The organism is Kitasatospora hibisci, assembly GCF_043950205.1.
GTDB classification, from domain to species: Bacteria; Actinomycetota; Actinomycetes; order Streptomycetales; family Streptomycetaceae; genus Kitasatospora; species Kitasatospora hibisci.
Genome location: NZ_CP171642.1, coordinates 1,455,001 through 1,472,192 on the forward strand (window position 1 = coordinate 1,455,001; position 17,192 = coordinate 1,472,192).

15 protein-coding genes (1 of these 15 running past the window's edge) are annotated in these 17,192 nt (G+C 73.7%); 9 read left to right on the plus strand and 6 right to left on the minus strand.

The annotated features are described in order from the left end of the window. Positions 1 to 137, plus strand: the 3' portion of a protein-coding gene (locus ACF9IK_RS06185) for a PTS sugar transporter subunit IIA (RefSeq protein ID WP_395293219.1). It extends 313 nt beyond the left edge of the window; only the last 137 of its 450 coding nucleotides appear in the window; its start codon lies off the left edge, out of view; it ends in the stop codon at positions 135 to 137. Positions 138 to 234: 97 nt separating this feature from the next. Next, on the plus strand, positions 235 to 1,905 hold the full coding sequence (gene ptsP / locus ACF9IK_RS06190; RefSeq protein ID WP_395293220.1) for a phosphoenolpyruvate--protein phosphotransferase: 1,671 nt from the start codon (positions 235 to 237) through the stop codon (positions 1,903 to 1,905). 95 nt (positions 1,906 to 2,000) lie between these two features. On the opposite strand, the gene ACF9IK_RS06195 is transcribed toward ptsP, so the two are convergent. From ACF9IK_RS06195 to ACF9IK_RS06205, 3 genes are all read right to left on the minus strand, one after another. Beyond that, positions 2,001 to 4,028: an acetoacetate--CoA ligase gene (locus ACF9IK_RS06195; RefSeq protein WP_395293221.1), complete on the minus strand. Its 2,028-nt coding sequence runs from the start codon at positions 4,026 to 4,028 to the stop codon at positions 2,001 to 2,003. Positions 4,029 to 4,181: 153 nt separating this feature from the next. Beyond that, on the minus strand, positions 4,182 to 4,730 hold the full coding sequence (locus ACF9IK_RS06200; RefSeq protein ID WP_395293222.1) for an NUDIX domain-containing protein: 549 nt from the start codon (positions 4,728 to 4,730) through the stop codon (positions 4,182 to 4,184). Positions 4,731 to 4,771: 41 nt separating this feature from the next. Then, entirely contained in the window at positions 4,772 to 5,710 is a 939-nt protein-coding gene (locus ACF9IK_RS06205; RefSeq protein WP_395293223.1) for an NUDIX hydrolase, read from the minus strand. 152 nt (positions 5,711 to 5,862) lie between these two features. Between ACF9IK_RS06205 and mmuM the strand changes: the two genes are divergently transcribed. The 5 genes from mmuM to ACF9IK_RS06230 all read left to right on the plus strand — a co-directional run bounded on the left by mmuM (position 5,863) and on the right by ACF9IK_RS06230 (position 12,107). Continuing rightward, positions 5,863 to 6,777, plus strand: a complete 915-nt coding sequence (gene mmuM, locus ACF9IK_RS06210; protein ID WP_395293224.1) for a homocysteine S-methyltransferase — start codon at positions 5,863 to 5,865, stop codon at positions 6,775 to 6,777. Between the two features lie 122 nt (positions 6,778 to 6,899). Continuing rightward, positions 6,900 to 7,664, plus strand: coding sequence for an IclR family transcriptional regulator (locus ACF9IK_RS06215; protein ID WP_395293225.1), 765 nt, complete (start codon positions 6,900 to 6,902; stop codon positions 7,662 to 7,664). Positions 7,665 to 7,987: 323 nt separating this feature from the next. Then, a complete protein-coding gene (locus ACF9IK_RS06220) occupies positions 7,988 to 8,725 on the plus strand; it encodes an MIP/aquaporin family protein (protein ID WP_395293226.1) in 738 nt (245 codons plus the stop codon). 106 nt (positions 8,726 to 8,831) lie between these two features. After that, positions 8,832 to 10,358 carry a glycerol kinase GlpK gene (gene glpK / locus ACF9IK_RS06225; protein ID WP_313766677.1) on the plus strand — a complete coding sequence of 509 codons (1,527 nt, stop codon included), beginning with the start codon at positions 8,832 to 8,834 and terminating at the stop codon, positions 10,356 to 10,358. Between the two features lie 153 nt (positions 10,359 to 10,511). Continuing rightward, the gene (locus ACF9IK_RS06230; protein WP_395293227.1) at positions 10,512 to 12,107 is read left to right on the plus strand and encodes a glycerol-3-phosphate dehydrogenase/oxidase; all 1,596 of its coding nucleotides are present in this window, start codon (positions 10,512 to 10,514) and stop codon (positions 12,105 to 12,107) included. 118 nt (positions 12,108 to 12,225) lie between these two features. Here the strand turns inward: ACF9IK_RS06230 and ACF9IK_RS06235 are convergent, their stop codons facing one another. Beyond that, the gene (locus ACF9IK_RS06235; protein WP_395293228.1) at positions 12,226 to 13,446 is read right to left on the minus strand and encodes a metal-dependent hydrolase family protein; all 1,221 of its coding nucleotides are present in this window, start codon (positions 13,444 to 13,446) and stop codon (positions 12,226 to 12,228) included. 108 nt (positions 13,447 to 13,554) lie between these two features. On the opposite strand from ACF9IK_RS06235, the gene ACF9IK_RS06240 reads away from it, so the two are divergent. After that, positions 13,555 to 14,175 carry a TetR/AcrR family transcriptional regulator gene (locus tag ACF9IK_RS06240; RefSeq protein WP_395293229.1) on the plus strand — a complete coding sequence of 207 codons (621 nt, stop codon included), beginning with the start codon at positions 13,555 to 13,557 and terminating at the stop codon, positions 14,173 to 14,175. Between the two features lie 151 nt (positions 14,176 to 14,326). On the opposite strand, the gene ACF9IK_RS06245 is transcribed toward ACF9IK_RS06240, so the two are convergent. After that, the gene (locus ACF9IK_RS06245; RefSeq protein ID WP_395298479.1) at positions 14,327 to 15,718 is read right to left on the minus strand and encodes a gluconate:H+ symporter; all 1,392 of its coding nucleotides are present in this window, start codon (positions 15,716 to 15,718) and stop codon (positions 14,327 to 14,329) included. A gap of 2 nt (positions 15,719 to 15,720) precedes the next feature. Then, on the minus strand, positions 15,721 to 16,275 hold the full coding sequence (locus ACF9IK_RS06250; protein WP_395293230.1) for a gluconokinase: 555 nt from the start codon (positions 16,273 to 16,275) through the stop codon (positions 15,721 to 15,723). A 158-nt stretch (positions 16,276 to 16,433) separates the two neighbouring features. Between ACF9IK_RS06250 and ACF9IK_RS06255 the strand changes: the two genes are divergently transcribed. Further along, positions 16,434 to 17,129, plus strand: a complete 696-nt coding sequence (locus ACF9IK_RS06255) for a FadR/GntR family transcriptional regulator (RefSeq protein WP_395293231.1) — start codon at positions 16,434 to 16,436, stop codon at positions 17,127 to 17,129. Positions 17,130 to 17,192 lie beyond the last annotated feature (63 nt).

A 17,192-nucleotide genomic window follows, 5' to 3' on the forward strand; every position in this document is an offset into this window, starting at 1 on the left:
ACCCGGCCGCCGTCGAGGCCGCCGGCAAGTCGCCGATCTCGCCGATCGTCGCCCTGGAGGCCTCGCCCGAGTCGCTCGACGACGCCGTGGAGAGCGGCGAGGTCGCGGTCGGCGACGCCCTGTTCAGCTGGCGCTGACCCCTTTATTACCGACACACCCGCCCCGCGGCACTCGACGGGGCGGCCCGGCACAGCGGTACCCGCGGGGCCGCTTCTCTCAGCGGAGACATGAGACATGGAGAAGACGCTGCGCGGCGTGGGTGTCAGCCACGGGGTCGCGATCGGCCAGGTGCGGCACATGGGCACGGCCGTGCTGGAGCCGCCGGCCACCCAGATCCCGACCGAGGATGCGCCGCGCGAGCAGGCCCGCGCCCAGGCCGCCGTCGAGGCGGTCGCCGCGGACCTGACCGCCCGCGGCAACCTGGCCGGCGGCGAGGCCCAGGCGGTGCTGGAGGCGCAGGCGCTCATGGCACAGGACCCGGAGCTGATGGCGGACGTCGCGCGCCGGATCGCCGTCGGCAGCAGCGCCGAGCGCGGCATCTACGACGCCTTCGCCGCCTACCGCGCGCTGCTCGCCTCGGCCGGGGACTATCTGGCGGGCCGGGTCGCCGACCTGGACGACGTGCGCAACCGCATCGTGGCGCGGCTGCTGGGCGTGCCGATGCCGGGTGTGCCGGACAGCGACGAGCCGTACGTGCTGTTCGCCCGCGACCTCGCGCCCGCGGACACCGCGTTGCTCGACCCGACGCTGGTGCTCGGCTTCGTGACCGAGGAGGGTGGGCCGACCAGCCACAGCGCGATTCTGGCCCGGGCCATGGGCGTGCCGGCCGTGGTCGCGCTCCCCGGGGCGACCGACGTCGCCGAGGGCACGGTGGTCGCGGTGGACGGCAGCTCCGGTGACGTGCTGGTGGAGCCGTCCGCGCAGAAGCAGGAGGAGCTGCGTCGGGTCGCCGCCGAGCGCAAGGCCGCGCTCGCCGCCTCCTCCGGCCCGGGGCAGACCTCGGACGGACACCGGGTTCCGCTGCTGGCCAACGTGGGCGGTCCGGCCGACCTACCGGCCGCGCTGGAGGCCGGTGCGGAGGGCGTCGGCCTGTTCCGGACGGAGTTCCTCTTCCTGGACGACTCGGCGACGGCGCCCGGTGAGGACAAGCAGGTCGAGGCCTACCGGAAGGTCCTGGAGGCCTTCCCGGAGAGCCGGGTCGTGGTGCGGGTGCTGGACGCGGGCGCGGACAAGCCGCTGGACTTCCTGACCCCGGCGGACGAGCCGAACCCCGCTCTGGGCGTGCGAGGTCTGCGGACGCTGCTGGAGCACCCCGACGTCCTGCAGACCCAGCTGCGTGCGCTGGCGAAGGCCGCCGAGGGGCTGCCGGTGCACCTCGAGGTGATGGCCCCGATGGTGGCCGACCGCAAGGACGCCCGGGACTTCGCGGACGCGTGCCGCGAGGCCGGTCTGGACGCCAAGTTCGGCGCCATGGTGGAGATCCCCTCCGCTGCTCTGCGGGCACGCTCGATCCTCCAGGAGGTCGAGTTCCTCTCACTGGGGACCAACGACCTCGCCCAGTACACCTTCGCCGCCGACCGGCAGGTCGGCGCGCTGGCCCGGCTGCAGGACCCGTGGCAGCCCGCCCTGCTGGACCTGGTCGCGAGCTCCGCCGAGGCCGCGCAGGCCGTCGGCAAGAGCTGCGGCGTCTGCGGCGAGGCGGCGTCCGACCCGCTGCTGGCCGTCGTGCTGACCGGTCTCGGCGTCACCAGCCTCTCCATGGGCGCGGCGTCGATCCCGTACGTGCGGACCACGCTGGCCAAGTACACGCTGGCGCAGTGCCGTCGGGCGGCCGAGGCGGCCCGGGCGGCGGACAGCGCCGAGGCGGCGCGGGCCGCGGCGCAGCAGGTGCTCTCGGGCGAGTAGCCGTCGATCGCAGGTGTCGAAGAGGGCGCCCCCACCGCCGGTGGGGGCGCCCTTCGCCGTGTCCGGGGGCCGACACGCCCCGGGCGGGGGCCGGGTCAGCCCCGGGCGGCCTGGCGGTCGAGCCGGAGCTGCTCGAAGAACCGCAGGTGGTCGAGGTTGTCGACGGAGCCGGGGTTGACGGCCTGCTCCAGCGGGGTTCCGGAGAGCAGGCGCTTGACCGGGACCTCGATGCGCTTGCCGGTGAGGGTGTGCGGGAGGCCTCGGACGGCGATGACCTCGTCGGGGACGTGGCGCGGGGAGAGCTCGGTGCGCAGCGAGGTGCGGATGCGGCCGATGAGGTCGTCGTCGAGGGCGGCGCCGGGGGCGAGGACGACGAAGAGCGGCATCCAGTAGCCGCCGTCGGGCTCCTCCAGACCGATGACCAGCGATTCGGCGATCTCGGGGAGCCGCTCGACGACCTCGTAGATGTCCGAGGAGCCCATCCGGACGCCCTGGCGGTTGAGGGTGGAGTCGGAGCGGCCGTGGATGACGACGGTGCCCCGGGAGGTGACCGTGATCCAGTCGCCGTGGCGCCAGATGCCGGGGTACGTGTCGAAGTAGCTGTCGTGGTAGCGGGTGCCGTCGGGGTCGTTCCAGAAGCCTGTGGGCATCGACGGGATGGGCTTGGTGACGACGAGTTCGCCGACGGTGTCGGTGTGCGGGCGGCCCTGGACGTCCCAGGACTCGACGGCGGCGCCGAGGCACGGGGCCTGGATCTCGCCGAGGTAGACCGGCAGGGTGGGGACGCCGCCGACGAAGCAGGAGCAGACGTCGGTGCCGCCGCTGACGGAGGCGAGCCAGACGTCCTCCTTGACCTCGTCGTAGATCCAGCGGAAGCCGTCGGGCGGGAGCGGGGAGCCGGTGGTGCCGATGCAGCGGACGGCGGAGAGGTCGAGGTCCCGGCCGGGGTGGAGGTCGGCCTTGCGGCTGGCGATCACGTAGGCGGCGGAGGTGCCGAGGACCGTGGCGCGGGTGCGGGCGGCCACGGACCAGAGGGCGCCGGTGTCGGGGTGGCCCGGGCTGCCGTCGTAGGTGACGATCGTGGACCCGGTGAGCAGGCCGGCGAGGAGGAAGTTCCACATCATCCAGCCGGTGGAGGTGTACCAGAGGAAGCGGTCGGCCGGGCCGAGGTCGAGGTGGAGGCCGGCCTGCTTGAGGTGTTCGAGCAGGATGCCGCCCTGGCTCTGGATGATGGCCTTGGGCAGGCCGGTGGTGCCGGAGGAGTAGAGGACCCAGAGCGGGTGGTCGAAGGGGACGGGCTCGAAGACCGGCGCGGCGTCGCCGGCGACGAGGTCGTCCCAGTGCAGGGCGCCTTCGGGGGCGGGGGCGCCGAGCAGGGGGACGTGCACCACGGTGCGCAGCGTGGGGAGTTCGCGGCGCAGCTCGGCGACGACCTCGGTGCGGTCGTGGTCCTTGCCGCCGTAGTGGTAGCCGTCGACGGCGAAGAGGACGGCGGGCTCGATCTGCTGGAGGCGGTCGAGGACGCTGCGGGCGCCGAAGTCGGGGGCGCAACTGGTCCAGACGGCGCCGACGGCGGCGGTGGCGAGGAGGGCGACGGCGGCCTGCGGGATGTTGGGCAGGTAGGCGCTGACGCGGTCACCGGGGCCGATGCCCCGGTCGCGCAGGGCGGCGGCGAGCGAGCCGACCTGGCGACGGAGTTCGGACCAGGTGAGGGCGGTCGGTTGCTCGGTGGTCTCGTCGAGGTGGAGGATGGCCGGCTTGTCGGCGTTGGCCTCGTCCTCGGCTGCGCGCAGGGCGTGCTCGGCGTAGTTGAGGCGGGCGCCGGGGAACCAGCGGGCGCCGGGCATGGCCGGGTCGGCGAGGACGGCGTCGGGGGCCCGGGTGAAGCGGACGTCGAACCACTGGGTGACGGCGGTCCAGAAGCGGTCGAGGTCCTCGGTGGACCAGGCGTGCAGGTCGGCGTAGCGCCGCTCGGCCTGCTGGTCGTCGTCGGCGGGGGCGAGCGGTGCGGCCGGGGCGCCGTGGTGCCGGGCCGCCCAGGCCTGGAAGGCGACGATCCCGGTGCTGGCGGCGCGGGCGGGATGCGGGCGCCAGAGCGGCTGGTCCTGGGGTGGGGTGCTCACGGTGGTGGTCTCCCGGCCGGTGGAGGGACGGGCGCGCTTGTGGCAGGGCCCGTCCGGTTGGGGCTGTCGGTGCAGACCCTGCCACGTGATCGCCTGGTGCGCCAGGGGCTGCTCCGGGGGCGCGCGCCTGGTCAGCCCGGGGGCCGGGGGTGGTCAGCGGGGGGTGAACTCGCCGCTGAACCAGGCCCGGGAGACACGGGTGTGGAAGCCGAAGGCGAGTGGGGTCTCCGGGGTGGCGAGCAGCCAGCCGTCGGTCTCCTCGGTGGGCCTGGAGGGCGGGAGGTCGGCCAGCGGGCGGGCGGGGAGCAGGCCGAAGAGACAGAGGAAGCCGCCGCCGGTGTCGGAGTCGGTGGCGACCAGGGTGATGTCCGCGGCGTCGGCCAGGATTCCCGTCTCCTCGCGGAGTTCGCGCACGCACGCCTGCTGCCAGCTCTCGCCGTAGTCGACGTAGCCGCCGGGCATGGCGAGTAGGCCGTAGCCGGGTTCGATGGTGCGGCGGATGACGACGAGGGTGGGCTCGGCGTCCTCCTGGGTGACCGGGAGGAGGGTGACCACGACGGGCAGCGGGTTGCGGTAGCTGATCTCGGAGCAGCCTGGGCAGGTGCGCGGCCAGGCCTCGGTTCCGGGCGGGTAGGGCACGCCGCACCAGTGGCAGTGGGAGTTGGGCCGGTTGCTCGTCCTGCTCACCTCTTGAGTGGTCATGGCCGGATGGTAGTGCGCCGGGGTGCGGCCGAGGAGGCCGGTCAGCGGATCTCGTCCTCGCGGGTGGGGCGCAGCAGTGCGGGGTGGAGGAGGCGGGCGTCGCCGGCGCGGTAGGTACGGGCGCGCGGGCCGCCGCGGGTACCGCCGCGTTCTGTGGTGGTGCCCGTGCTGTCGACGAAGCCGGGGACGGAGAGCACCTTGCGGTGGAAGTTGCCGGGGTGGAGCCTCTCGTCCCAGACGGCCTCGTAGACGGCGCGCAGCTCGGGGATGGTGAAGTCGTGCTGGAGGAAGGCGGTGGCCAGCGGGCTGTATTCGATCTTCGCGCGGGCACGGTCGAGGCCGTCGGCGAGGATGCGCGCATGGTCGAAGGCCAGCGCGGTCGGTGCGGGGCCGGTCTCCGCGGCGTGCGGGGCGGCCACGGTGGGCTCGGTGGCGGGACCGGTGTGCCCCCCGACGCCACCCCCGTGGGTGTCGGCGGGCACACCGGTGGCTGGTGACCGGCCGCTGCGGGGCCGGAGGTCGAGGGCGGTGACGGGGTGCCAGGCCGCGGTGGCCGCGTCGGAGCCGGCCTCGGGGTCGGGCAGGTCGGGGGCGAAGGCCAGGTAGGCGACCGAGACGACGTGCATCCGCGGGTCGCGGTCCGGGTTCCCGTAGGTGCCGAGCTGTTCGAGGTGGATGCGGCTGAGGGCCGCCTCGGCGTCGGCGGTGCCGTGCAGGCCGGTCTCCTCGGCGAGCTCGCGCACCGCGGCCTCGTCGAGGTCCTCCTTCCCCGCCCGCAGGAATCCGCCGGGCAGCGCCCAGGCGCCCTGGTACGGCGGGGCGGCGCGCTCGACGAGCAGGACGTGCAGGCTGCCGTGGCGCAGGGTCAGGGCGACGACGTCGACGGTGACGGCGACGGGCGTGTAGGCGCGCGGGTCGTAGGCCGCGAGCCACGCGCTCTCGTCGGTGCCGGTGTCGGCGGGGCGCTGCTCCGCGGCCATGGTCGGCTCCTCTCCGTGCGTGGTCGTCGTTCTCGGACTGAGCACAACGTAGCGACCCCCGGGGGTCGCGGCAAATGATTTCGCAGGGGGCGGGCGCCGGGACGCTCCCTAAGCTGTGGAGCAGGGGGTTTCGGTTCGGGAAGGGGCTCGTGGTGGCCGGGGACGACTTCGCGGCGGCGCTGGCCGCCGGTCCGCTGGTGCTGGACGGCGGGATGTCGAACCGGCTGGCGGAGGCCGGGCACGACCTGTCCGACGCGCTCTGGTCGGCGCGGCTGCTCGCGGACGATCCGGCGGCGGTCGTGGCCGTGCACCGGGCGTACTTCGACGCGGGGGCGGACGTGGCGATCACCGCGAGCTACCAGGCGAGCTTCGAGGGGTTCGCCCGGCGCGGGGTGGGCCGGGTGCGGGCGTCGCGGCTGCTGGCGAGCGCGGTGGAGCTGGCGCGGGAGGCGGCCGGGCGGCCGGCGGCGGGCCGGCGGCGCTGGGTGGCCGCGTCGGTGGGGCCGTACGGCGCGGTGCTGGCGGACGGCTCGGAGTACCGGGGGCGGTACGGGCTGTCGGTGGCCCAGCTGGAGGCGTTCCACCGGCCGCGGCTGGAGGTGCTGGCGGCGGCCGGGCCCGACGTGCTGGCGCTGGAGACGGTCCCGGACGCGGACGAGGCACGGGCGCTGCTGCGGGCGGTGCGCGGGCTGGGGGTGCCGGCCTGGCTGTCGTACAGCATCGCGGGCGGGCGGACCCGGGCCGGCCAGCCGCTGGCGGAGGCGTTCGCGCTCGCGGCGGAGGCCGAGGAGGTGGTGGCGGTCGGGGTGAACTGCTGCACGCCGGCGGACGCGGAACGGGCGGTGGCGCTGGCGGCTCGGGTGACGGGCAAGCCGGTGGTGGTGTACCCCAACAGCGGGGAGGGCTGGGACTCCGGGGCACGGGACTGGCGCGGTGCGCCGACCTTCCGTCCGGCGCAGGTGGCCGGGTGGCTGGGCGAGGGCGCCCGGCTGGTGGGCGGCTGCTGCCGGGTGGGCCCGCGGGAGATCGCCGCGCTGGCCGCCGAGGTGGCGCGCGTCCGGCGCTGAGGTGAACGCGGGGAGGGTGATTACCGAGGGGGAAGGTGCACGGACCGGGGGCGGCCTGGCAGACTCGTCCCGTTACCACTGCGGTCGACAATGTCGACCGCCTGTCAGCCCGGAGGTACCGAATGCCCGGCCCGATCCAGTCGCTCTCCCGGGCCGCCGCGATCATGCGCCTGCTGGCCGGCGGTGAGCGCCGCCTGGGCCTGTCCGAGGTCGCGACGGCGCTGGACCTCGCCAAGGGCACGGCGCACGGCATCCTGCGCACCCTCCAGCAGGAGGGGTTCGTCGAGCAGGACCCGGAGAGCGGCAAGTACCAGCTGGGCGCGGAGCTGCTGCGGCTCGGCCAGAGCTACCTGGACGTGCACGAGCTGCGCGCCCGGGCGCTGGTCTGGGCGGACGACCTGGCCCGGGCGGCCGGCGAGACCGTCTACCTCGGGGTGCTGCACCAGCAGGGCGTGCTGATCGTGCATCACGTGTTCCGGCCGGACGACACCCGGCAGGTGCTGGAGGTCGGCTCGATGCAGCCGCTGCACTCCACCGCACTGGGCAAGGTGCTGCTGGCCTACGACCCGGTGGCCCGGGGCGAGCTGGGCGAGGGCCCGTTCGAGCCGTACACCGCGCGGACGCTGACCGAGGCCGCGGACGTGGACGCGGAGGCGGCGCTGACCCGCGAGCGCGGCTGGGCGGACTCGATCGAGGAGACCTGGGAGGGCGTCGCCTCGATCGGCGCCCTGATCCAGGACCGGCGGCGCAATCCGGTGGGCGCGGTCTGCATCAGCGGCTCGGTCGAGCGGGTCTGCGAGGACGGCTTCGTCAAGCCCTCGCTGGTCGCCTCGGTGCGCAGCGCCGCGCGGGCGATCTCCCGCGACCTCGGGGCCGGGCGGTTCTGAGGCCCGGCCCCTCCGGCCGGTCCGGCGGCCGTTCCCCGGGCGCGCGAGCGCACCGGTAACACCGTGTTCACGCCGAGGCGCGGACGGGCGTCACGCCTGTCCGCGCCTTGGCGTTTTGTCCGCATTCGGCCATATCCGCTCGGTAACTTCGCGTGAAGGGTCACAGCTGCGTAACCCGACCTTGACGCGAAGGCGGCACGGGGAGGAAGCTTCCGCATGACGGTCGACATTGTCGAACGATGGCCGAGCAGACCACTCCCACAGAGCGCTCACCCGCACAGCGGTCGATCGGCCACCTGCCCCCACCCGCACCTCCGGGCCAAATGGACAAGGGAGTCTTTGTGTCCGCGTTCTCCAACGGCGACATCTTCGTCGGCGAAACCCTCGGCACCGCCGCCCTCATACTCCTCGGCGGCGGCGTGTGCGCCGCTGTGACGCTCAAGAAGTCGAAGGCCATCAACGCCGGCTGGCTGGCGATCACCTTCGGCTGGGGCTTCGCGGTGATGATCGCCGCCTACATGTCGGCCTCCAAGTCCGGCGCGCACCTCAACCCGGCCGTCACCCTCGCCCTCGCCGTCAAGAGCGGCGAATGGGGCGACGTTCCGCTCTACCTCGGCTCGCAGATGCTCGGCGCGATGATCGGCGCCGTCCTCGTCTGGGCCACCTACCTCGGCCAGTTCCAGGAGAACGAGGAACCGACCCTGGGCATCTTCTCGACCGGTCCCGAGATCCGGAACCCGATCCAGAACATGCTCACCGAGATCATCGGCACCTTCGTGCTCTGCTTCGCGATCCTCACCCAGGCGGGCAACGAGGGCCTCGGCAAGTCCGGCCTCGGCATCCTGATCGTCGCGTTCACCGTCGTCGGCATCGGCCTCTCGCTCGGCGGCCCGACCGGCTACGCCATCAACCCGGTCCGCGACCTGGGCCCGCGCATCGTCCACTCGCTGCTGCCGATCCCGAACAAGGGCGGCTCCGACTGGTCCTACGCCTGGATCCCCGTGACCGGCCCGCTCGTCGGCGGTCTGCTGGCCGGTGGCCTCTACAACATCGTCTTCTGAAGCCGGCCATCTTTCCGGAACAGGGCTTCACCCAGCCCGAGCACGGGGACTGACCCGACAGTCGGACCCACCCACCCCCGAACCCCCGAATGAGCCGAGGACCCTCATGACCTCCACTGGCACCGGCAACTACATCGCCGCGATCGACCAGGGCACCACCTCCAGCCGCTGCATCATCTTCGGCGCGGACGGCCGGATCGTCGCCGTCGACCAGCAGGAGCACCGCCAGATCTTCCCCCAGCCCGGCTACGTCGAGCACGACGCCGCCGAGATCTGGACCCGGGTGCAGTCCGTCATCCGCGGCGCCCTGGAGAAGGCCGGCCTGACCAGGGACGACATCCGCGCGATCGGCATCACCAACCAGCGCGAGACCACCGTCCTGTGGGACCGGAACACCGGTGAGCCGGTGCACAACGCGCTCGTGTGGCAGGACACCCGCACCGAGGGCCTCTGCCGCGAGCTGGGCCGCAACGTCGGCCAGGACCGCTTCCGCCGCGAGACCGGCCTGCCGCTGGCCAGCTACTTCGCCGGCCCGAAGATCCGCTGGCTGCTGGACAACGTCGAGGGCCTGCGGGAGCGCGCCGAGGCCGGCGACATCCTGTTCGGCACCATGGACACCTGGGTGATCTGGAACCTCACCGGCGGCGTGAACGGCGGCAAGCACGTCACCGACGTGACCAACGCCAGCCGCACCATGCTGATGAACCTCAAGACCCTGGCCTGGGACGAGAGCATCGCCGAGTCGATGGGCGTGCCGATGGCCGTCCTGCCGGAGATCCGCTCCTCCGCCGAGGTGTACGGCGAGGCCGTCGGCGACCTGGCCGGCGTCCCGGTCGCCTCCGCGCTGGGCGACCAGCAGGCCGCGCTGTTCGGCCAGACCTGCTTCAACGAGGGCGAGGCCAAGTCCACCTACGGCACCGGCACCTTCCTGCTGCTCAACACCGGCGAGAAGATCGTCAACTCGTACCACGGCCTGCTGACCACCGTCGGCTACCGGATCGGCGACCAGGCCCCGGTGTACGCGCTGGAAGGCTCGATCGCCGTCACCGGCTCGCTGGTCCAGTGGCTGCGCGACCAGCTCGGCATCATCTCCACCGCCGCCGAGATCGAGACCCTCGCCAACACCGTCGAGGACAACGGCGGCGCCTACTTCGTCCCGGCCTTCTCCGGCCTGTTCGCCCCGTACTGGCGCTCCGACGCCCGCGGTGTGATCGCCGGCCTGACCCGGTACGTCACCAAGGGCCACCTGGCCCGGGCCGTACTGGAGGCCACCGCCTGGCAGACCCGCGAGGTCGTCGACGCCATGCAGAAGGACTCCGGCGTCGAGCTCACCGCGCTCAAGGTCGACGGCGGCATGACCAGCAACAACCTGCTCATGCAGAACATCGCCGACGTCCTGGACGCCCCGGTCGAGCGCCCGTACGTGGCCGAGACCACCGCGCTGGGCGCCGCCTACGCGGCCGGCCTGGCCGTCGGCTTCTGGAACGACCTCGACACCCTGCGGGCCAACTGGCACCGCGCCGCCGAGTGGACCCCGCGCATGGACGAGGCCACCCGGGAGCGCGAGTACAAGAAGTGGCTCAAGGCCGTGGAGCGCACCATGGGCTGGGTGGAGGAGGACGAGCAGAACTGACCGCAGAGCCGGTCAGGGGCCCCGGGGCCCCGACCGGCTCGCCCCCGTTTCACCGGCCCGCCGCACCGGGCCGACCGGCCTCTCAGCAGGGGCCGCACCGCACACCGAGAGGAGTAACGGCGCCGCCCGACCCGCGGCGCCGTAACACACACCATGGCAACCATCCCGACCCTGGGCGCCGAGCGCACCGCCGGCCGCACCGCCTCCCGCGCCGAGACCCGCGAGCTGCTGGGCAAGGCCACCTACGACCTGCTGGTGATCGGGGGCGGCATCCTCGGCACGGCCGTCGCGTGGACCGCCTCCCAGGCCGGCCTCAAGGTCGCCATGGTGGACGCCGGCGACTTCGCTGGAGCCACCTCCAGCGCCTCCTCCAAGCTCGTCCACGGCGGCCTGCGCTACCTGCAGACCGGTGCCGTCAAGCTCGTCGCCGAGAACCACAAGGAGCGCCGCGCGCTCTCCACCGACGTCGCCCCGCACCTGGTCAACCCGCTGACCTTCTTCGTGCCGGTCTACAAGGGCGGCCCGCACAGCGCCCCCAAGCTCGGTGCCGGCGTCTTCCTCTACTCCGCGCTCTCCGCCTTCCGCGACGGCATGGGCCGCGTCTCCACCGCCGCGCACGCCGCCCAGCAGGTGCCCGCGCTGCGCACCGAGGGCCTGCGCTCGGTCGCCGTCTACGGCGACCACCAGATGAACGACTCGCGCGTCGCCGTGATGACCGTGCGCGCCGCCGTCGACGCCGGCGCCGTGGTGCTCAACCACGCCGAGGTCACCGGTCTGCGCTTCACCGGCGGCCGGGTCACCGGCGCCGAGCTGAAGGACCGTCTGGACGGCACCGAGTTCGGCGTCGACGCCCGCCTGGTCCTCAACGCCACCGGCCCCTGGGTCGACCACCTGCGCCGGATGGAGGACGCGGGCGCCGCGCCGTCGATCCGCCTCTCCAAGGGCGCGCACGTGGTGGTGAAGCGCCGCGCCCCGTGGCGCGCCGCCCTCACCATCCCGATCGACAAGTACCGCGTCTCCTTCGCCATCCCCTGGGAGGACCACGTCCTGCTCGGCACCACCGACGAGGAGTACACCGGCGACCCGCAGGACGTCCGGGCCACCGAGGCCGACATCGACCAGATCATGGGCGAGGCCGCGCACGCCATCCGCGACGAGCACCTCGACCGCGACCTGATCACCTACTCCTTCGCCGGCCTTCGGGTCCTCCCCGGCGGCCCCGGCGACACCGCCGCCGCCAAGCGCGAGACCGTCGTCACCGAGGGCAAGGGCGGCATGCTGTCGGTCGCCGGCGGCAAGTGGACCACCTACCGGCACATCGGCCGGACCGTGCTGGAGAAGCTGGCCCACGTGCCCGGCACCAGCCTCGGCGAGGACATGTCCCCGATCGCCCCGACCGTCCCGCTGCCCGGCGTCGGCGCCCCGAACGCCGTCGCGCACCGGCTGCTGATCGACCGCGAGCCGGGCTCCCGCATGGAGCCGCTGGTCGCCAAGCACCTGGCCAGCCACTACGGCACGCTCTCCTTCGAGATCGCCCGCCTGATCGACGAGAACCCGGAGCTGGGCCGGCCGATCCACGAGGACGGTCCGGACGTCTGGGCGCAGGTCGCCTACGCCGCCGACAACGAGTGGGCGTACACCACGGACGACGTGCTGCGCCGCCGCACCACGATGACCGTACGCGGCCTGGACACGCCGGAGATCCGTGCGCAGGTCGACGCCTTCCTCGCGAAGCGCGGAACCAAGTAGGCACCGCCCCGCGCAGCGCACCGGTGCTCATCGGTGGGGAACGGGCGGGCGTCCGGGAAGTCCGGGCGGCCGCCCGTTCGTGCTGCCGCGGTCGTGGCGCGGTCACACCGCCACGCCGTCACACCGGCACGCCGGCCTTGATCACATGGCGCAGGTGGCGCTCCGGCCGGGTGAGCACGGCGAGGTCGGCCAGGGGGTCGCCGTCGACCACCAGCAGGTCCGCGTGGGCGCCCGGGGTGAGGGTGCCGATCTCCCCCGCCATCCCGAGCAGCCGCGCCGCCGTGACGGTGGCCGAGCGGATGACGTCCGCGGCCGGTTGCACCTCGGCGCGGAGCCGGAACTCCTCCAGCTGCGCCGGGTGCAGCGGGCCGAGCAGGTCGCTGCCGTAGACCAGGTTCACGCCCGCGCGGTGGGCGCGCTCCAAGGCGGCCAGCCCCTGGTCCCGGACCTCGGCGAGTTTGCCGATCGAGGCGGGCGGCAGGCCCGAGGCCGCGCCGAGCTTCGCCGTCTGCTCGTAGGCGACCAGGGTGGGGACCAGGAAGGCGTCCCGCTCCCGCAGCAGCGCGGCATTGGCGTCGTCCAACAGGTTGCCGTGCTCCACGCAGCGCACCCCGGCCCGCAGCGCCCGGTCGATGGCGCGCGGGTGGTAGGCGTGCACGGTGACGTAGCGGTTGTGGTTCTCCGCCTCCTCGACGGCCGCGCGGATCTCCTCCTCGCTGTACTGGACGGCCGCGATCTCGTCGTGCGGCGAGGCGACGCCCCCGGAGAGCAGCACCTTGAGGTGCGCGGCGCCCTTGCGGAACTCGTCCCTGGCGGCGGCCCGGACGGCGTCGACGCCGTCGGCGATCCGGCCGAAGTGCGGGCGGGCCTCGCAGCAGGGCAGCGCGTCCTCGCCGAGGGGGCGCAGGTCACCGTGTCCACCGGTCTGGGAGAGCGCCTTGCCGCCGTGGACGAGCCGGGGGCCGGGCACGAGGCCCTCGGCGAGGGCGCGGGCCATGCCGTGGTCGGCGCCCCCGACGTCCCGGACGGTGGTGAAGCCCCGGCGCAGCATGCGCTCGGCTTCGGCGAGGGCGCGGACGGTCGCGTAGCCGGGGGTCCAGTCGGCGACGTCCCGCAGATCGAGGCTGGTGACTAGCAGGTGGACGTGCGCGTCGATCAGGCCGGGCAGCACGGTGGCGCCGCGGACGTCGATCACCCGCGCGTCCTCGCCGGCTGCCGGCGGGCGTCCGGTGCCGGCGGCGGCGATCCGGCCGTCGGCGACCTCCAGCCAGGACGGCTCGGTGCGGGTGCCGTCCTCGGGGTGCAGCAGGTGGGCGTGGGTGATCAGCAGTCGGCTCATGGCGCGGTCCCCTCCGGTTCGACGCGACCCGCGCTCGGTACGGGTCCACGTTCCATACGACTCGAATTCAATACGACCCGTATTGAATACACCATGTATCGTACTGGTGTGAACCCTCCCCCGGTCCGACCCACCGATCCCCGGCCGCCGCGCCGCCGTACCCACACCAGGGCCCGGCTGCTCACCGCGGCGAGCGAGCTCTTCCTCACCGTCGGCTTCGCCCGGACGAGCATCGAGGACGTCTGCGCCGCCGCCGGGTACACCCGCGGCGCCTTCTACTCGAACTTCGGCAGCAAGGAGGACCTGCTGCTGGCGCTGTTCGACGCGCAGGCCGCGGGCCGGATGGCCGAGCTGGAGCGGCTGGCAGCCGCCTGCGAGGCGCTCGCGCCGCAGGAGCGCGCCCGCCGCCTGGTCGACGCGCTGCTGCGGGTCGAACCGGACGAAGCCGGCTGGATCCTGCTCTTCCTGGAGTTCCGGCTGCTCGCCGCCCGCACCGCCGGGCTGGCCGACCGGGTCGCCGCGCACGACCGCACGGTGTCCGGGGCGCTCGCCGCCGTGCTGGCGCGGGCGCTGCCGGAGCTGGTGCCGCCGGGCGCCTCCGCGGCGCAGGCCGCCGCGGTGATCCTGGCCGCGCGGGAAGGGCTCCTGGCCCGGACCGCGGCCGGCGGCGAGACGGCGGAGGAGCTGCTGGCCGCGACGGCCGCCGTCCTGGGCGGAATGCTCGGCTGAGCACCCCGGAACGCACCGCGGGGCGGCACCCGGTCGATTCGGGTGCCGCCCCGCGGGGTGACGTGCGGTGCGGTGCAGGCCGGTGGGGGCCTGAGGCCGGGACGGCCGTCGGGCCTGTCCGGCCGGTCTTGCCGGACAGGGCTCAGATGACTCAGACGACCAGACTGAGCGGCAGGATCAGGACGATCGCGACCACGGATATCACCGTCTCCATCACCGACCAGGACTTCAGCGTCTGACCGACGCTCATCCCGAAGTACTCCTTCACCAGCCAGAAACCCGCGTCGTTCACGTGCGAGAAGAAGAGCGATCCGGCGCCGATCGCCAGCACCAGCAGGGCCGCGTGGGTGGAGGACATGCCGGCCGCGAGGGGCGCCACGATCCCGGCCGCGGTGATGGTGGCGACCGTGGCCGAGCCGGTGGCCAACCGGATCAGGACGGCGATCAGCCAGCCGAGCAGCAGCGCCGAGATGTGCCACTTGCTCGACCACGTGCTGACCGCGCTGCCCACGCCGACGTCGATCAGCGTCTGCTTGAAGCCGCCGCCCGCGCCGACGATGAAGACGATGCCCGCGATCGGGCCGAGCGACGAGCCGACGGTGGCGGAGATCCGTTCCTTGGAGAATCCGGCCGCCCGGCCGAGCGTCACCATGCCGAGCAGGGTCGCTGCGAGCAGCGCGATCAGCGGCGAGCCGATGAAGTCGAACACGCGCTGGAGCAGGGCCTTCGGGTCGTCGATGACCACGTCGGCGAGCGCCTTGCCGAGCATCAGGACCACCGGCAGCAGGATGGTCGCCAGGACCGCGCCGAAGGACGGGGTGCGCTCGTGCTTCACGGTCTCCACCGGCGTGGTCGTGGCCGGGACCTCCAGCGGGCCCACCCAGCGCTCGGCCAGGCGGGCGAACAGCGGGCCGGCGACGATCAGCGTCGGGACGGCGATGAGCAGGCCGAGGGCCAGGGTGATGCCGAGGTCGGCCTTGAGCGCGTCGACGGCGACCAGCGGGCCCGGATGCGGCGGGACGAGGCCGTGCAGCACCGAGAGCCCGGCCAGGGCGGGGACGCCGATCCGCATCAGCGGGACGCCGCCGCGGCGCGCCACCAGCAGCACGATCGGGATCAGCAGGACCACGCCGACCTCGAAGAACAACGGCAGGCCCAGCACGGCCGCGATCAGCGCCATCGCCCAGGGCAGTGCACGGGCGCCGGAGCGCGCCAGCACGGTGTCCGCGATGGTGTTGGCCCCGCCGGAGTCGGCGAGCAGCTTGCCGAGCATGGCGCCGAGGCCGATCAGCAGGCCGACGCCCGCGACGGTGGCACCGAAGCCGGTGGAGAAGCTGGCGAGCAGCCTGTCGAACGGGGCGCCGGCGACCGCGGCCAGCAGCCCGGAGCCGAGCGTGAGCGCGAGGAACGGGTGCAGCTTCAGCTTGGTGATCAGCACGACGATCGCGCCGATGCTGAGCAGCACCGCGACCAGCAACCGGGTGTCGCTGCTGGTGTGCGGCAGGGCGGCCGGTGGGGCGGCCGCCAGCAGGGTGAGGGACAGGCTCACGCGAGGTCTCCATTGACGGGCCGCAGCAGCGCCACGGCCAGCTCGACGAGTTCTTCGGGGGACGGGCCGACGTCCAGGACGGCGCCGCGCTCGTCCGCCCCGAGAGGTTCCAGGGCGGCGTACTGCGAGGCGAGCAGCGACGGCGGCATGAAGTGGCCGGTGCGATGGGCGAGCCGGTCCTCGACCAGCTCGGTACCGCCGCTGAGGTGCAGGAAGAAGGCACCCGGGCAGGCCGCGCGCAGGATGTCGCGATAGCGGTGCTTGAGCGCCGAGCAGGTGACCACCCCGCCGGTACCGGCCTCCGCCCGCTCCCGGAGCCAGCCGCCGAGGGCGCGCAGCCAGGGGGCGCGGTCCTCGTCGTCGAGCGGGGTGCCGGCCGACATCTTGGCGATGTTGGCCGGTGGGTGGAAGTCGTCCGCCTCGGCGCGGGGGAGGCCGAGGCGGTCGGCCAGGAGGCGGGCCACGGTGGTCTTGCCGACACCGGAGACGCCCATCACCACGACGGTGAGGGGCGCCGCGGGGGTGCCGTGGTTCTCGACGCTGAGAGCCATAGAGGGGTGCTCCTTCGTTGCTGGCCGCCACTATCGCCCCAAAGATATGACGTATTCAAGACCTGGAAACCAAATCGTCATACTTTTAGGGGCCGACCGGTGGGCGGTCGGGGCGAACCCCCGGGGAGCGGGCGGGGCGGGGCGTCTAGGCTGGGCGGATGGAGATCCAGGGGCTGCCCGGCCGACTGCTTGCGGAGCTCGGGCCGGCGATCGCGTCCGGGGAGATTCCCGAGGGCGCGGTGCTCCGCGGCGAGGAGCTGGAGGAGCGGTTCGGGGTCTCGCGGACGGTGGTCCGCGAGGCGGTGCGCATCCTGGAGGGGATGCGCATGGTGGCCCCCCGCCGACGGGTCGGCATCACCGTGCAGCCGAAGTCCGGCTGGGACGTCTTCGACCCGCTGGTGATCCGCTGGCGCCTGGCCGGGGCCGACCGCCCGGCCCAGCTGCGGTCGCTCGGCTCACTGCGCCTCGCGGTGGAGCCGGCCGCCGCGGCACTCGCCGCACAGCATGCCAGCGACGACGAGCGACGCGAACTCAGCGCGCTGGCGGTGGAATTGACGATGACTGCGCGGGCCGCCGACCTGGAGACCTTCCTCCGGCACGACATCGCCTTCCACGCCACCGTACTGAAGGCCTCCGGCAACGAGATGTTCGCCCACCTCGGTGACACCGTCGGGGCGGTGCTCACGGGCCGCACCGAGTACCATCTGATGCCCCATCAGCCCGAGCCGTACGCGATCCGGTTGCACCGCGAGGTCGCGGAGGCGATCTGCGCGGGGGACGCCGGACACGCGGAGCAGGCGATGCGCACGATCGTGGAGGGCGCCCTGAAGGAGCTCAACCAGCAGCTGGGCTGAGGGCGTCGGCGTCGGCCCGCGATCGCCGGCCCCGGCGGCGGCGACGCGGCGGCCCGAGCCGCG

Excerpts from the sequence above, each read along its gene's own strand:
- ACF9IK_RS06220 (WP_395293226.1), top strand. The coding sequence starts at position 7,988 with ATGGACAAGGGAGTCTTTGTGTCCGCGTTCTCCAACGGCGACATCTTC.
- ACF9IK_RS06235 (WP_395293228.1), bottom strand. The coding sequence starts at position 13,446 with ATGAGCCGACTGCTGATCACCCACGCCCACCTGCTGCACCCCGAGGAC.
- ACF9IK_RS06255 (WP_395293231.1), top strand. The coding sequence starts at position 16,434 with ATGGAGATCCAGGGGCTGCCCGGCCGACTGCTTGCGGAGCTCGGGCCG.
- glpK (WP_313766677.1), top strand. The coding sequence starts at position 8,832 with ATGACCTCCACTGGCACCGGCAACTACATCGCCGCGATCGACCAGGGC.
- ACF9IK_RS06215 (WP_395293225.1), top strand. The coding sequence starts at position 6,900 with ATGCCCGGCCCGATCCAGTCGCTCTCCCGGGCCGCCGCGATCATGCGC.
- ptsP (WP_395293220.1), top strand. The coding sequence starts at position 235 with ATGGAGAAGACGCTGCGCGGCGTGGGTGTCAGCCACGGGGTCGCGATC.
- ACF9IK_RS06200 (WP_395293222.1), bottom strand. The coding sequence starts at position 4,730 with ATGACCACTCAAGAGGTGAGCAGGACGAGCAACCGGCCCAACTCCCAC.
- ACF9IK_RS06250 (WP_395293230.1), bottom strand. The coding sequence starts at position 16,275 with ATGGCTCTCAGCGTCGAGAACCACGGCACCCCCGCGGCGCCCCTCACC.
- ACF9IK_RS06205 (WP_395293223.1), bottom strand. The coding sequence starts at position 5,710 with ATGGCCGCGGAGCAGCGCCCCGCCGACACCGGCACCGACGAGAGCGCG.
- ACF9IK_RS06230 (WP_395293227.1), top strand. The coding sequence starts at position 10,512 with ATGGCAACCATCCCGACCCTGGGCGCCGAGCGCACCGCCGGCCGCACC.